The sequence below is a fragment of the Streptomyces sp. AC550_RSS872 genome (assembly GCF_019049285.1).
GTDB lineage: Bacteria > Actinomycetota > Actinomycetes > Streptomycetales > Streptomycetaceae > Streptomyces.
Genome location: NZ_JAGMUL010000028.1, coordinates 178,952 through 193,026, shown reverse-complemented (window position 1 = coordinate 193,026; position 14,075 = coordinate 178,952). Strand labels below are relative to the sequence as shown.

The following is a 14,075-nucleotide window of genomic DNA, read 5'->3' as shown; positions in this document are numbered from 1 at the left end:
GATCAGGACGCGGGGGCCGCGCCCCGGCCGGTCTTCCCCCCATCCGGCCGGGGCGCCTGGTCGCGGTGTGACCGGTGGATGCTGAAGGGGCGCCTTGTAGCATCTGAGCACCGCTGCACTAGGGGGACGCGTGATCGAACTGGCCGACATGATCCGTGAGTTGCGGGAGCAGCTGACCAGCGCGCTGGTGGACGGCGACGGCAGGATGCTGCGCTTCGAGCTGGGTCCCGTCGAGGTCGAGGCCTCGGTCGCCGTCACGCGGGAGGGCGGCGGGGACGCGAAGGTACGGCTGTGGGTCGTGGACGCCGGGGCGAACGGCAAGTACGGGCATGCCGAGACACAGCGGGTCACGCTCACCCTCACTCCCAAGGTGGTACCGCCGGACGGCGGTGCCGCGGAGACGGCGTTGATCGCGGGGGACGCGGTTGACGGCGAGATCTGAGCGAGGGCTGCGCGCGGACCACGTCGCGGAGGTCATCGTCAGCCTGCCGCAGGGGAAGGGCAGGGGGCGGCGCGGCTCCGGGTATCTCGTCGCGGCGGGCAGAGTTCTCACCGCTGCGCATGTGGTCGAGGGCGACGTCGGCGTGCGGGTCCGCTTCGAGGCCGGCCGGCCGGGGGAGTGGGCCGTCGACGCGACGGTGGTGTGGAGGCACGACGGCATCGACGTCGCCGTACTGGCTCTGCCGGAGCGCGCTGTGGTGGATGTCCGGCCCGTCTCCCTCGGCAAGGTCGGCGACCAGGACGCGGTGCTCGGCTGTACCGCGATGGGGTTCCCCCGCTTCAAGCTCCGCGCGGACGCCGCGGGCCGGCCCTTCCGGGACGCCGAGCACATGGATGCGAAGTGCGCCGTACTGGCCAACCGGCGCGAGGGCACCCTGGACCTGCGGATCACCGCGCCGCCCGCCGCGGATCCGGATCCCGAGCGGGATGCCTGGGAGGGGATGTCGGGGGCGGCCGTCTTCAGCGGCGGGTACCTGGTCGGGGTCGTCAGCCGCCATCACCGCAGGGAGGGAACCGGGCGTGTCGCGGCGGGTCGGGTGGACCGGTGGGCGGATGCGCTGAGCGCGACCGAACGGGCCGCTCTGGAACGGCTACTGGGGCACGAGCTCGAGGCACTGCCGTCCGCTGCGCCCGGGAGCACCGTCGACCTCGTTCAGGACGTCTATCGTGCCCACCTGGCCGACATCGCACCCGAGCTGCTGGACGAGCGGCAGACAGAGCTGGCGGAACTGGTCTCCTTCTGCGGCGGACCCGAGCCGTACCGCTGGCTTCAGGGTCGGCCGTGGGCGGGCAAGACGGCGCTGGCGGCCTGGTTCGCGCTGCATCCGCCGCGCGGGGTCGTGCCGGTGTGGTTCTTCATCACGGCGCGGTACGCCGGCCAGTCCGACGGCGACGCGTACACGGCGGCGGTCATCGACCAACTCGCGGCCATCGCGGGCCGCGAACCGGCGGCGACGGGCTCTCCGGCCGCTCTCGACGGCGAACGCCGGCTGCTGCTGCGACAGGCCGCGGAACGGGTCGCCGAGGACGGCGGCACCCTGCTGCTGGTCGTCGACGGCCTGGACGAGGACCAGTCCCGGGTGCCCGGGGGCAGCGGGACCAGCATCGCCTCACTGCTGCCGGAACGGCCTCCGTCGAACGTACGCGTCCTGGTGACCAGCCGGCCGAGCCCCGGAATTCCGTCGGACGTCGGTGGGGGGCACCCGCTGCGGCACTGCCCGGTAGTGGAGCTCGCCACCTCGGCAGCGGCCCGCCACACCGAGCACGAGGCCAAGTACGACCTCCAACGGGCGTTGGCCGGGGACCGGTTGGAGCGCGACATGGTCGGCCTGCTCACCGCGGCGCGCGGCACGCTCACGGTCGAGGACCTGCGTGAACTGACGGGCGAGCCCGGTTATGTGGTGCGGCAGAGGCTGGGGAGTGTGTTCGGACGCATTCTGCGGCTGCGTGGCAGCGGCTTCAGCAGTTCCGCCGAGACCGACGTGACGCTGTACACGACCAGCCGCGGCTACCTCTTCGCCCACGAGACACTCCTCGTCGCCGCCCAGCAGGAACTCGGGCCTGACGTGGACGCGTACCAGGAGAGGTTGCACGCGTGGGCGGCGACGTACGAGCGTCGGGGCTGGCCGCAGGACACCCCCCTGTATCTGCTCCAGCCGTACGGCCGTCTGGTCGCGCTCCTTGCGGACACAGGGCGGGCCACCGACCTCGCCACCGATCCCCGGCGTCGGGATCGGCTGCGCGAGGCGACGGGGAGCGACGCGGCGTGCCTCGCCGAGATCGCGGCGGCGCGGGAGACGGTTCGGCGGGCCGACCCCGACGACCTGGGGGCGTCGGCGGCACTCGCGGCGGCCGGGGATCTGGTGGCCCGGCGCAACGTGTCGCTGCATCCGGACATCCCGGCCGTGCACGCGCGACTCGGCCGGGTGCGGCAGGCCATCGGCCTGGCCCGCAGTGTCTTCCGGCCGGAGGACCGCGCCCGGGCGGTCCTCGCAGTGGCCCGCGTGCTGGCGCAGGCGGGCGACCGGCGGGCGGCGGGCCTGGCGGCGGAGGGGTTGGGGCTGGCAGAGGAGTTGGTGGCCGGGACGGTGCCGGCCCGCCTCGACACGCCTGACATGGTGGCGCGGGGCATGCGGGCGACTGCTCTGGCACTGGCGGGCCGCGAGGAAGAGGTGCCGCAAGCGTTCCGGGAAAGGCCCCGACCGCACGACGGCCCGAGCGCCAAGACCTTCGTCAAGGCCCTGGTCGCGACCGCCGCCGTGCTCCGGAACCCGGCGGGCGCGGCCGGTCTGCTCCGGCTGGCGGAGGAGTCCGCCGAGCTGATCGAGTTCCTCCCGGATCGCGTGCGCGCTCTGGCGAGCATCGCCGAGGCGTGCTCGGCGTGCGGCTTCCCCGAGGACGCGAGGAGGATCTACGGCTCGGTGGCCGGGCTCGCCGGGCGTCGCGACTCAAGTGACTTCGAGAACCTGTACGCGGTCGCCGCCGAGGCCCTGCGGGACACGCGCCCCAGCGAGGCCGAGCGGCTGGCCTCGCTGGCCGGGGCGACGCTGCCCCAGGGCGAGTACGAGTACCCGGACGCGGCCTGGTCCGAGGTGACCTGCGGCGATGTCTGCACGCTCGTGGCCCTGGACCGGACGACGGAGGCCCACCGGCTCGCGTGGGCGCAGGCCGTCAACGATCCCGGCACGCTGCGGGCTCAAGGGGTCACCTGGTCGGTGGTGGCCGAAGGCTGGGCCCGCAAGGGTGCGGCGGCCGAGGCATGGGCGGCACTCGAACGGTCCCGGCACGCCCGCTTTCTCGACGGCGACGTCGACGACTCCACCCAGCGAGTCGTCGGACTCCTTGCGAGAGCCGGTGCAGCCGAGCAGCTGGTGGCCACACTGCTCACCGAGGACTACTCCTCACCGGACGGCCCTTCATGGTGGGAGGCCGCCGAAGCGCTCGCCGTACTCGCCTGCCACTGCGCCGCCGACGACCCGAGGCGATCACTGGAACTCCTCCACACGGCGGAGCACGGGCACCAGTCGACGGCCGCGCCGGTCCGCGGGGTCGCTCAGGAACGTCTCGCCGTCTTGGCGGGCGCCCTCGCCACGGCAGGACGACCCGATGACGCGGAGCGACTCCTGGCGGTGCTCGACGAGCCCGATGAGCACGCCTGGGGCCTTGCCGCCGTATCCCTGGCCGTCGCGGGAAGCGATCCAGGCCGGGCGCTGCGTCTCGCCGAGAGAGCCGTCGACATGTCTCTCGAGGCCGCCGGCGGCTGGGCGTTGCCCTCCTCCATGGCCCCTGCTGTCCAGGCCCTTGGGTGGGCCGGCGCGGCCGATCGCGTCATGGGCGTTCTTGTGGAATTGGTACGAGTGAACAGAACGCGGACCCATGGGCGTGGTGATGTCCGCGCGGAGGCCGCCGCGGGGCTGTGGCCGCACGACCCCGAACTGGCGGGTCGACTGGTGGACGACGTACTGCACGGTGTGCGCGATGACCCCGTGCTGCTGGTCGCACACCTTCTCGCCGCCGTCGGGCTCCACGACCGCGAACGCGGTACACGGCTCGGGCAACTGCTGGACGCCGTGGACGAGGACCACGACGGGAACCGGCCGACCAGCAGCGAGGTGGTGCTCAGTCTGCTGACCGCCGCGACGTCCCCGGCCGCCGCCCGAAGCCGCCTCGACGCCGTGGTGTCGCAGGACGGGCGGCTGTCGTTGCGCGGCCCGCGGGCACGAGGCGGAGCGGCCCTTGCCTACGCCGCGCTCGGCGACCACGAAGCGGCCCGGACCACGGCCCGGCGCGAAGAGGACGCGGAGCAGCGCGCGGACGCCCTCGCCCAGCTCGCCGCCTACGCCGCCCTGCTGCCCGCCGACCGTGCGCCGGTTCCGTTCCGCGACCCGTACGACATCACCCTGCTCACCCGCCGCCTGGCCACCCTCCTCCTCCCACCCCCCTGCGGCCCCGACCTCCCGCGCGCACGGGCCCTGCTCGCGGAGGTCCTCACTTCGGAGAGCTGGCACCACGCGGTACCGGTGCTCGCCGCGATCGATCCCGACGCGGCCCTGCGCGTACGGGACGTCGTCTTTGCCCATCTGCAGCTCACTGACTGAGAGTCCCTGCCTTCACGCGTCCAGCGGGTCGGCCGGTCCGCGCGCCGGGGCGCGGCACGCCCCCTCCCCGTGCCGCGCCCCGGTTGCCGCAGTCCGCTAGAGCTCCGTCTCCACCGCCGGCAACGTCCCCGTCCGCGCCGCCTTCCCGTACCAGTACGCACTCGACTTCGGCGTCCGCTCAAGCGTCGAGTAGTCGACGTACACCGCCCCGAACCGCTTCTCGTAGCCGTACGCCCACTCGAAGTTGTCCAGCAGGGACCACAGGTAGTAGCCGCGGACATCGGCGCCGTCGGCGATGGCGCGGCGGACGGCGCGCAGGTGGCCGTGCAGATAGGCGATGCGCTCCGGGTCGTGGACGCGGCCGTCGGCGTCGGGCTTGTCGTCGTAGGCCGCGCCGTTCTCGGTGATGTACAGCGGCAGACCCGGAGCCTCCCGCGTGTAGCGCATGATCAGCTCGTGCAGGCCGGTCGGGTCGACCGTCCAGCCCATCTCCGTGCGCTCGCCCGGCGTCTGGTGGAAGGCGACGTCGTCGGCGGCCGGCCACGGCGAGTACTCGCTCGACCCGTGGCCGTCGGCCCTCGGGCCGCTGACATCGGGCTTCGCCGCAGAGACCAGCGACGGGCTGTAGTAGTTCAGTCCCAGCGCGTCCAACGGCTGGTTGATCGCGGCCAGGTCGCCGTCCAGGACGTACGACCAGTCCGTCACCGGCTCTGTCGCCGCGTACAGCGACTCCGGGTACAAGCCGTGCAGGATCGGGCCGTGGAAGACGCCGTTGGCCAGGTCGTCGATCTTCCGTGCCGCCGCCAGGTCCGCCGGGTCCTGCGAAAGCGGCCGCACCACGGAGGAGTTGAGGCTGAGCGCCACCGAGTTGCGGGCCGGCATCACCGAGCGCAGGGCCGTGGTGCCCAGGCCGTGCGCCAGGTTCAGATGGTGGGCCGCACGCAGCGAGGCCGCCGGTTCCGTACGGCCGGGCGCGTGCACCCCCGACCCGTAGCCCAGGAACGCGCTGCACCACGGCTCGTTGAGCGTGATCCACTGCTCCACACGGTCGCCGAGCGCCTCACCGACGATCTGCGCGTACTCGGCGAACCGGTACGCCGTCTCGCGTTCCGGCCAGCCCCCCGCGTCCTCCAACTCCTGCGGCAGGTCCCAGTGGTAGAGCGTGACGGCGGGCTTGATGCCCTTCGCCAGCAACTCGTCCACGAGCCGGCGGTAGAAGTCCAGGCCCCGCTGCACGGCCGGGCCCCGGCCCGTCGGCTGGACGCGCGACCAGGAGATCGAGAAGCGGTACGCGCCCAGGCCGAGCTCGGCCATCAGCGCCACGTCGTCGCGGTAACGGTGGTAGTGGTCGACGGCGATGTCACCGTGCTCGCCGCCGGCCGTCTTGCCCGGCGTATGGCTGAAGGTGTCCCAGATCGACGGGGTACGGCCGTCCTCCCGCACCGCCCCCTCGATCTGGTAGGCGGACGTCGCCGCACCCCAGAGGAAGGCGGGGGGAAAGGACACGGAGGACACGGGTTCAGGCATGGAAGCGCTCCCATAAGGGGTCGTGGAGACCGACGGGGTAGGAGGGGGGAAGGTGGTGCAAGGTGGTGCAAGGTGGTGCAGGGGCCGAGGCGGCGGTGACCCGGCCCCCGAAGGCCGTACGGGTGAAGCGGGACGAGCGCGCGTCAGCCCTTGACCGCGCCCTGCATGATGCCGCCGACGATCTGCTTGCCGAACAGCAGGAAGGCGATCAACAGGGGCAGCGTGCCGAGCAGGGCGCCCGCCATGATCACCGCCTGGTCGGGGACATAGCCGGTGCCGAGGGAGTTGAGGGCGACCTGGACGGTCGGGTTCTCCTGGTTCAGGGCGATGATCGGCCACAGGAAGTCGTTCCAGGCGAACACGAAGGTCAGCAGGCCGAGGACGGCCATCGCCGGCCGCGCCGCCGGGAAGACCACATGCCAGACGACCCGCAGACTGCTCGCGCCGTCCACCCGCGCGGCCTCGATCAGCTCGGTCGGCAGTGCCTGGAGCAGGTACTGCCGCATGAAGAACGTACCGAAGGCCGTGCACAGCGTCGGCAGGATGACCGTCTGGAGCTGGTTCGACCAGCCGAGGTCCGCCATCCACAGATACAGGGGTACGACCGCCAGCTGCGGCGGGACCATCATCGTGCCGATCGTCAGCATCAGCAGCAGACCGGAGAACCGGAACCGCAGCTTGGCGAAGGCGAAACCGGCGAGGGTGGCGAACACCACCGTGCTGATGGTGATCGTGGCCGCGACGAACGTGGTGTTGAACATCGCGGTGCCGAGCCCGCCCTCCTCCCACGCCCGCTCCATGTTCTTGAACAGGTTCCCGCCGAACCACAGCGGCGGCGGGGTCTCCGCGAGCCGCCGGTCGGTGCGCGAGGCCGCGATGGCCGTCCACACCAGCGGCGCCAGCGAGACCAGCGCGAACACGGTCAGGACGACGTAGGTGAGCGGGCCGGCGTGCAGCTGCTTGCCGGCGCCCATCACCCGGGGCCGGTCGCGCCGCGGCTTCGGCGCCCTCGCCGCCTCCGCTTTCTGAGGAGTCGTCAGTTCGCTTGTGCTCATTGGGACTTCCTCAGCCGTCGGGAGACCAGCAGTTGGATCACGGCGACGATCAGCAGGATCAGGAACATCGACCAGGCGATGGCGGAGGCCTTGCCGAGGTTGCCGATGATCCAGCCCTGGTCGTACATGTACAGACCGAGCGTCTGGTACTGGTGCTCGGAGCCGCCCTTCGAACCGGACACCCCGCCGAACAGCAGCGGCTCACCGAAGAGCTGGGTCGCGCCGATCGTGGAGACGACCACCGTGAACAGGATCGTCGGCCGCAGCTGCGGGATCGTCACATGGAGGAACTGCTGCCAGCGGCTGGCACCGTCGATCGCTGCGGACTCGTAGAGGTCGGCCGGGATCGCCTGCATCGCCGCCAGATAGATCAGCGCGTTGTAGCCCGTCCAGCGCCAGATCACGATCGAGGAGACCGCGAACTGCGAACCCCAGTCGGACTCACGCCAGTTGACCGGATCGATCCCGACGAACTCCAGCAGCCAGTTGATCATGCCGCCGTCCCACGAGTACAGCAGCACGAACACCAGCGTCGCCGCCGCCACCGAGGTGGCGTACGGGGTGAGCATCACGACCCGCCACACGGTCGAGCCGCGCAGCTTGTAGTTGAGCAGGTGAGCCAGGCCGATCGCCATCAGCAGCTGCGGCACCGTGGAGATCACGCCGATGGTGAACGTGTTCCACAGCGCGTTCCAGAAGAAGTCCGAGGACAACAGGTTCTGGTAGTTGTCCAGGCCGGTCCAGGTCTGGCCGTCCAGGTTGGACAGCTGGACGTTGTGCAGCGAGTACCAGGCCGTGTAGAGCAGCGGGACGAGCGAGAAGGCCCCGAAGACGATGAAGAAGGGGGCGATGAACGCGTACGGCGACGCCTTCATGTCCCAGCGGTACAGCCGGCTGCGCCAGGAGTCCTTCCCCGGCGGGGGTGTACCGCGACCCTGAGCGCGGCCGGCCGCGCCCGGCTGGTCACCGGGCGCGGCGTCGGCGCTCGCGGCGTGCGCGAGGGCCTGCTTGGAGCTGGTCACTGGCCGAGCACGTCCTTGATCTCCTCGGACGCCGCGTCCCAGCCCTCGTCAGGGCTCTTGCCCTTCTGCTCGACCTGGAGGATGCCGATGTCGGTCAGCGCGGTGGTGATCGCCTGGTCCTTGATCCCGAAGTACTGGGTCGGGATGGTCTTCGCCGAGTCGGAGAAGATCTGCGTGATCGGCGCGTTCGAGAAGTACTCGGTGGTGGCGGCCGCCGGCTTCAGGCTCGGGTACGCCGACGGGGCCGACGGGAAGCTGGCCTGCTTGGCGAACACCTTCGCCTGCTGCTCGGGTGCGGTCAGCCACTTCGCCAGCGCGATGGCCTCCTTCTGGTGCTTGCCCGAGGTCGGCACGCCGAGGAAGGAGCCGCCCCAGTTGGACGCGCTCGGCGCCGCCGCCACGTCCCACTGGCCCTTGCCGGAGTCACCGGACTTCGCCAGGATGTTGCCGATCATCCAGGCCGGGCAGGCCACGGTGGCGAAGGTGCCGTTGGCGAGGCCCTGGTCCCACGGCTTGTCGAACTGCTTCAGCTTCGCCGACATGTCGCTGGTCGCCACGTCCATGGCGACGTCCCAGGCGTTCTTGACGCTCGCCGACTTGTCCCAGACGACGGTGCCGTCCGTCTTGTAGTAGCGCTCGGGCTCGCCGCCGAGGGCCGCGTTGTAGACGGAGGAGGCCGAGTCCACGAACTTGGTGCCGCTGGGCGCCTTCTTCATGTACTGCTTGCCGAGGTCGACGTACTTGCCCCAGTCGCCCTTCCACTGCGCGGCGAGCTTGGTGCGGTCCGTCTCCAGACCGGCCTTGTCGAACAGGTCCTTGCGGTAGCAGATCGCCATCGGGCCGATGTCGGTGCCGAGCCCGATCAGCTTGCCGTCCTTGGTGGTGGCCTGGGCGTTCTTCCAGTCCAGCCACTGCGACTTGTCGACCTCCTTGCCGAGGTCGACGAACCTGTCGGCCTGCGTCTCCACGGCCTCCGTGACGTTCATGATCTCGATCGCCTGGATGTCGTCGGCACCGGACCCGGCCTGTAGCCGGGTGAGGACCTTCGGCCAGTAGACGTCGGTGCGGACGGTGACGTTCTCCTTGATGTTGATGTCCGGGTTGAGCTTCATGTACTCGTCGTAGAGGCCGGCCTGCTTGTAGCCGAAGGTGCCGAAGGTGCCGATGGTGAGGGTGGTCTTGCCACCGCCGCCGTTGCCACCGCCCTCGTTCGAAGGGCCGTCGTCCGAGTCCTCGGCGCAGCCGGCGAGCAGCCCTGTCGTCAGCGCGGCGACGGCCGCGAGGGCCATCAGCCTGCGGGACCCGCGGGTACTCGTGCGCATTGCGTCCTCCTGTTGCCTGACGTGCCGACCCCCCGGCCAACTGCACTGTTGGGCCCGTTCGTTGTACTCGCTGCGGCTCGGGCGGGGAACGTGCGGGATGTGTATGTGTCAGGTACTGTGGGAGCGCTCCCACAGGTGATGAGTTGAAGGGTCGTCGGTCGGGACAGGGGTGTCAAGGGCGTCGACGCGGAGAGATGCGTTCAGTTATCGGGACGTTAACTTGACCCGCTGAGCCTGTCCGGCGATCGAGGACGAGGCCGTCCAGGCCGAAGCGGGGGTCTGGGGGCGGTGGGGCGGCAGGCCCCAGAGGCGACCAGCGCGGCACGTGAACTGTTAGATTCCGGGCCAGGCAAGGATACGGCGGGAAGGCGGAGCCCATGGCAACCCACGGAACGCGGGGCCGTAGTGGCGGTCGGCCCACCCTCGAAGAGGTGGCGGCCCGTGCCGGCGTGGGCCGGGGCACCGTCTCCCGCGTGATCAACGGCTCGCCCCGGGTCAGCGACGCGACCCGCGCGGCGGTGGAGGCGGCGGTCGCGGAACTCGGCTACGTCCCCAACACGGCGGCCCGCGCCCTGGCGGCGAACCGCACGGACGCCATCGCGCTGGTCGTGCCCGAGCCGGAGACGCGGTTCTTCTCGGAACCGTACTTCTCGGACATCTTGAAGGGCGTGGGTGCCGAACTCGCCGACACCGAGATGCAACTGCTGCTGATCTTCGCGGGCAGCGACAAGGAACGGCGGCGCCTCGCCCAGTACCTGGCCGCCCACCGCGTCGACGGCGTCCTGCTGGTCTCGGTCCACGCGGACGACCCGCTGCCGGACCTGCTGTCCCAACTGGAGATCCCGGCCGTGATCAGCGGCCCCCGCTCCGCCGCGGAGACCCTGACCTCGGTCGACTCGGACAACTACGGCGGCGCCCGCTCGGCCGTCGAGCATCTGATGTCCCGCGGCCGCACGAGGATCGCCCACATCACCGGCCGCCTCGACGTCTACGGCGCCCAGCGCCGCGTCGACGGCTATCGCGACGCCCTGCGCGATGCGGGCCACGACGTGGACGACCTGCTGATCGAGCCGGGCGACTTCACCGAGGAGGGGGGCAGCCGGGCGATGCGGTCACTGCTCTCCCGCCGCCCCGACCTCGACGCGGTGTTCGCGGCCTCGGACGTGACGGCGGCCGGCGCCCGCCAGGTGCTGCGCGAGGCGGGCCGTCGTATCCCCGACGACGTGGCGTTGGTCGGCTACGACGACTCCGCCATCGCCCGCCACATGGACCCGCCCCTCACCAGCGTCCGCCAGCCGATCGAGGAGATGGGCCGCCGGATGATCGGCCTGCTCCTCACCGAGATCGCGGACCGCCGCCCGGCGATGTCGCGGGGTCTGGAGCGGGCGCAGGTGGTGTTGGCCACCGAGTTGGCGACGCGGGCGTCGTCGTGACCGACCACGCCTCATCGGCGGAAAAAGCTTCAGCCGGTGACTTCGTTTCCGAAGTCACCGGCTGAAGACCGAGGGTGAGTGACGGGACTCGAACCCGCGGCATCCTGGACCACAACCAGGTGCTCTACCAGCTGAGCTACACCCACCATGACCGGCTTTGGGTTTCCCCGACCGGCCGAGAAAAAGTGTACAGGGTCCGAAGGGGTGCTCGCGCACACATTCCGCGGCGCCCCCCGCAGCACCCCTCACCTCCCTACTGAGCAGGCAGAACGTGCTTCGCGGCGATCGACTTCGCGGTGTCCGAGTCCGGGCCGGGCTGCGGTACGAAGACGGCCTCGCGGTAGTAGCGGAGTTCGGCGATGGACTCGCGGATGTCGGCGAGGGCGCGGTGGTTGCCGTTCTTCTCCGGGCTGTTGAAGTAGGCACGCGGGTACCAACGCCGGGCGAGTTCCTTGATCGAGGAGACGTCGACGATGCGGTAGTGGAGGTAGTCCTCCAGCGTCGGCATGTCGCGCAGCAGGAATCCGCGGTCGGTGCCCACGGAGTTGCCGCACAGCGGCGCCTTGCCGGGCTCCTTCACGTGCTCGCGCACATACGTCAGCACCTGCTCCTCGGCGTCCGCCAGGGTCGTGCCGCCGGCCAGCTCGTCGAGGAGGCCGGACGCGGTGTGCATCTGACGCACCACCTCCGGCATCGTCTCCAGCGCCGAGTCCGGCGGGCGGATGACGATGTCCACTCCTTCACCGAGGACGTTCAGCTCGGAGTCGGTGACGAGGGCGGCAACCTCGATGAGCGCGTCGTCGGACAGCGAGAGGCCGGTCATCTCGCAGTCGATCCACACCATGCGATCGTTCATGCGAACACCCTACGGCTGACGTCTGTCTTTGGGATGCCCGGTGTCGCAGGCGGCGTACCAGGGGGCTGCCGCCCCCTGGACCCCCGCTGTCGGCCCTTCGGGCCTCGTCCTCAAACGCCGGACGGGCTGAAATGCACCCGCCCGGCGTCAGAAGGTCATGCTCCGCTGCGCTGCCCCGGCAGGGTCGCCCGGCCTCCGACGTACAGCTCGCGCCCGTTGTCCGAGGGCGCGGGGCCCACGGGCGCCGGGGTGCGGCGGGTCTGGAGCGGGACCGGGCCGCCCTCCGGGTAGGGGCTGGGCGGTGGGCCCTGCTGGACGGTGGGGCCCGTCGGGGGCTCCGCGTCCGGCGACCGGTCGGCCTGGGGGCGGCGGGCACGGTACGCCGCCCGGTAGGCGGCCGGGGACGAGCCGAGCTGTCGGCGGAAGTGGCCGCGCAGCGCCACCGGCGAGCGGAAGCCGCAGCGTCCGGCCACCTCGTCCACCGAGTAGTCCGACGTCTCCAGCAGCCGCTGCGCCTGAAGCACCCGCTGGGTGATCAGCCACTGAAGCGGGGCGCTGCCGGTCAGCGAGCGGAAGCGGCGGTCGAAGGTGCGCCGGCTCATGTACGCGCGGGCCGCCAGCGTCTCGACGTCGAACTGCTCGTGCAGGTGTTCCAGCGCCCAGGCGACGACCTCGGCGAGCGGGTCGGCGCCGATCTCCTCTGGTAAAGACCGATCGAGGTAGCGCTCCTGACCGCCGGAGCGGCGCGGTGGGACCACCAGGCGGCGGGCGAGTGCTCCGGCCGCCTCGTTGCCGTGGTCCGTCCGCACGATGTGGAGACAGAGATCGATTCCGGCCGCGGTGCCCGCCGACGTCAGCACGTCGCCGTCGTCGACGAACAGCTCTCGCGGATCCACGTGCACCGACGGGTAGCGCTTGGCCAGCGTCGGTGCGTACATCCAGTGTGTCGTCGCGGGACGGCCGTCCAGCAGGCCCGCCGCGGCGAGGACGAAGGCGCCGGTGCACAGCCCGACTATGCGGGCGCCTTCCTCGTGCGCCCGGCGCAGCGCGTCGAGCGCTTCCTCGGGCGGCGGCGAGGTGATCGAACGCCAGGCCGGCACGACGACCGTGCCCGCCCGTGAGATCGCCTCCAGGCCATGCGGCGCCGAGAGTTCCAGGCCTCCTGTGGTCCGCAGGGGGCCTTCCTCGCCGCCGCACACCAACAGGCGGTAGCGCGGCACGCCGGCGTCCTGGCGGTCTATCCCGAACACCGACAGCGGTATGGAACTCTCGAAGATGGGGCCGCCGCTGAACAGCAGCACCGCGACGATCTCCTTGCGGCGTCGCCCGGAAAGTTTCCGGGCCGCGGCTTCCGGCGCGGCAGTGGAGTCGTGGCTCATACTGCTAAGCCCCCCTCGGTGGTCGCGGCTCCTCGGTTGTGTCGCTCCTGCACGTTTCCCCTCGGTCCTGCACGAGTCCCCCGCCGTAGACAGTCAAGATCGAATCTACTGTGTCGCGTCGCGCCTCAGTGGCCGGTTCGGCATTCGGCACATTGTCGACTTGGCAACTTGGCGTGAAGCATTCGATCACGAAGCGTTGCACTCCCGGGCCGTGCAGGGAAGTGCGCCTTGTCGCAGTGGCCAAACCACGTAGGGTGCGCAGACCCCCTGAGGCCCTTTCCGTGCAGGTGGAACGGGGGTTGGGGGGTGTTCTGGGCAGGGGATGCCCGCGCGCCAGAAGTTGGCTGAAAAGTGGCGTGCCGGGGTGTGAAAACCGGTCAGCCGACCGGTGTATTTCCCCCAGTGTGACGTCCGCCTCTATGAGCCCCGGTTCCGGTGCGGTGATGGCGCCCGCGACGCCGGGGGGAGGGACCGGCCTCTCCGGCCTTGATCCGCGCCGCGCCGCGCTCCGACTGACGCAGCAACAGCCGGCACACCGCCGTCACGGCCGCGAGGCCCAGGGCCGTGCCGGTGGCACCGGCGAGCGAGGTGCCGTACCAGAGGAGCACCACCGGGACCAGGACGCAGCTGAAGGCCGCCCAGCGCACCACATCGGTGGCGCTGTCCTCGGAGGGCGTGCTGGGTCCTGACATGCGTACGTGCTCCCTGGGCTGCCTGGGCGTTGGCTCAGGGAGATCAACGCGGGTCCGGGCGGTCGGTCACTGGTACGCGTCGGTAGGCGGCCGTCCGGCGGCGGAGGAAGTTGAACCCTGCGCAAACCGCCTGTACACCGCAGCAACCATTGCGTTACGGGCGCACCCTCGTGCATGCTCCCTGGAACCCG

General features: G+C 71.0%; 10 protein-coding genes and 1 tRNA gene. 3 read left to right on the top strand and 8 right to left on the bottom strand.

Annotated features, from left to right (window positions below):
- Positions 1 to 130 precede the first annotated feature (130 nt).
- Positions 131 to 442, top strand: coding sequence for a trypco2 family protein (locus KUM44_RS14885; RefSeq protein ID WP_217208335.1), 312 nt, complete (start codon positions 131 to 133; stop codon positions 440 to 442).
- Positions 426 to 4,598 carry a trypsin-like peptidase domain-containing protein gene (locus tag KUM44_RS14880; RefSeq protein WP_217208334.1) on the top strand — a complete coding sequence of 1,391 codons (4,173 nt, stop codon included), beginning with the start codon at positions 426 to 428 and terminating at the stop codon, positions 4,596 to 4,598. Before KUM44_RS14885 ends, KUM44_RS14880 begins: the two co-directional genes overlap by 17 nt.
- A 96-nt stretch (positions 4,599 to 4,694) precedes the next feature.
- Here the strand turns inward: KUM44_RS14880 and KUM44_RS14875 are convergent, their stop codons facing one another.
- The 4 genes from KUM44_RS14875 to KUM44_RS14860 all read right to left on the bottom strand — a co-directional run bounded on the left by KUM44_RS14875 (position 4,695) and on the right by KUM44_RS14860 (position 9,524).
- Positions 4,695 to 6,125 (bottom strand): GH1 family beta-glucosidase, encoded by a 1,431-nt coding sequence (locus KUM44_RS14875; protein WP_217208333.1) that lies wholly within the window; start codon positions 6,123 to 6,125, stop codon positions 4,695 to 4,697.
- 143 nt (positions 6,126 to 6,268) lie between these two features.
- Positions 6,269 to 7,180, bottom strand: coding sequence for a carbohydrate ABC transporter permease (locus KUM44_RS14870; RefSeq protein ID WP_217208332.1), 912 nt, complete (start codon positions 7,178 to 7,180; stop codon positions 6,269 to 6,271).
- Positions 7,177 to 8,202 (bottom strand): carbohydrate ABC transporter permease, encoded by a 1,026-nt coding sequence (locus KUM44_RS14865; RefSeq protein ID WP_217208331.1) that lies wholly within the window; start codon positions 8,200 to 8,202, stop codon positions 7,177 to 7,179. The genes KUM44_RS14870 and KUM44_RS14865 overlap by 4 nt, the downstream gene beginning before the upstream one ends.
- On the bottom strand, positions 8,199 to 9,524 hold the full coding sequence (locus tag KUM44_RS14860; RefSeq protein WP_217208330.1) for an ABC transporter substrate-binding protein: 1,326 nt from the start codon (positions 9,522 to 9,524) through the stop codon (positions 8,199 to 8,201). The genes KUM44_RS14865 and KUM44_RS14860 overlap by 4 nt, the downstream gene beginning before the upstream one ends.
- A gap of 377 nt (positions 9,525 to 9,901) precedes the next feature.
- Between KUM44_RS14860 and KUM44_RS14855 the strand changes: the two genes are divergently transcribed.
- Positions 9,902 to 10,957: a LacI family DNA-binding transcriptional regulator gene (locus KUM44_RS14855; protein WP_217208329.1), complete on the top strand. Its 1,056-nt coding sequence runs from the start codon at positions 9,902 to 9,904 to the stop codon at positions 10,955 to 10,957.
- 73 nt (positions 10,958 to 11,030) lie between these two features.
- Here the strand turns inward: KUM44_RS14855 and KUM44_RS14850 are convergent.
- From KUM44_RS14850 to KUM44_RS14835, 4 genes are all read right to left on the bottom strand, one after another.
- Positions 11,031 to 11,103: transfer RNA gene (locus KUM44_RS14850), tRNA-His, on the bottom strand.
- A 107-nt stretch (positions 11,104 to 11,210) separates the two neighbouring features.
- Positions 11,211 to 11,813, bottom strand: a complete 603-nt coding sequence (gene orn / locus KUM44_RS14845) for an oligoribonuclease (protein WP_217208328.1) — start codon at positions 11,811 to 11,813, stop codon at positions 11,211 to 11,213.
- Positions 11,814 to 11,968: 155 nt separating this feature from the next.
- Entirely contained in the window at positions 11,969 to 13,192 is a 1,224-nt protein-coding gene (locus KUM44_RS14840) for a GlxA family transcriptional regulator (RefSeq protein WP_217208327.1), read from the bottom strand.
- Between the two features lie 377 nt (positions 13,193 to 13,569).
- On the bottom strand, positions 13,570 to 13,884 hold the full coding sequence (locus KUM44_RS14835; RefSeq protein ID WP_062720829.1) for a hypothetical protein: 315 nt from the start codon (positions 13,882 to 13,884) through the stop codon (positions 13,570 to 13,572).
- Positions 13,885 to 14,075 lie beyond the last annotated feature (191 nt).

Bases quoted from the DNA above. Each gene is read 5' to 3' on its own strand.
- orn (WP_217208328.1), bottom strand. From the start codon at position 11,813: ATGAACGATCGCATGGTGTGGATCGACTGCGAGATGACCGGCCTCTCG.
- KUM44_RS14870 (WP_217208332.1), bottom strand. From the start codon at position 7,180: ATGAGCACAAGCGAACTGACGACTCCTCAGAAAGCGGAGGCGGCGAGG.
- KUM44_RS14840 (WP_217208327.1), bottom strand. From the start codon at position 13,192: ATGAGCCACGACTCCACTGCCGCGCCGGAAGCCGCGGCCCGGAAACTT.
- KUM44_RS14855 (WP_217208329.1), top strand. From the start codon at position 9,902: ATGGCAACCCACGGAACGCGGGGCCGTAGTGGCGGTCGGCCCACCCTC.
- KUM44_RS14860 (WP_217208330.1), bottom strand. From the start codon at position 9,524: ATGCGCACGAGTACCCGCGGGTCCCGCAGGCTGATGGCCCTCGCGGCC.
- KUM44_RS14835 (WP_062720829.1), bottom strand. From the start codon at position 13,884: ATGTCAGGACCCAGCACGCCCTCCGAGGACAGCGCCACCGATGTGGTG.
- KUM44_RS14875 (WP_217208333.1), bottom strand. From the start codon at position 6,125: ATGCCTGAACCCGTGTCCTCCGTGTCCTTTCCCCCCGCCTTCCTCTGG.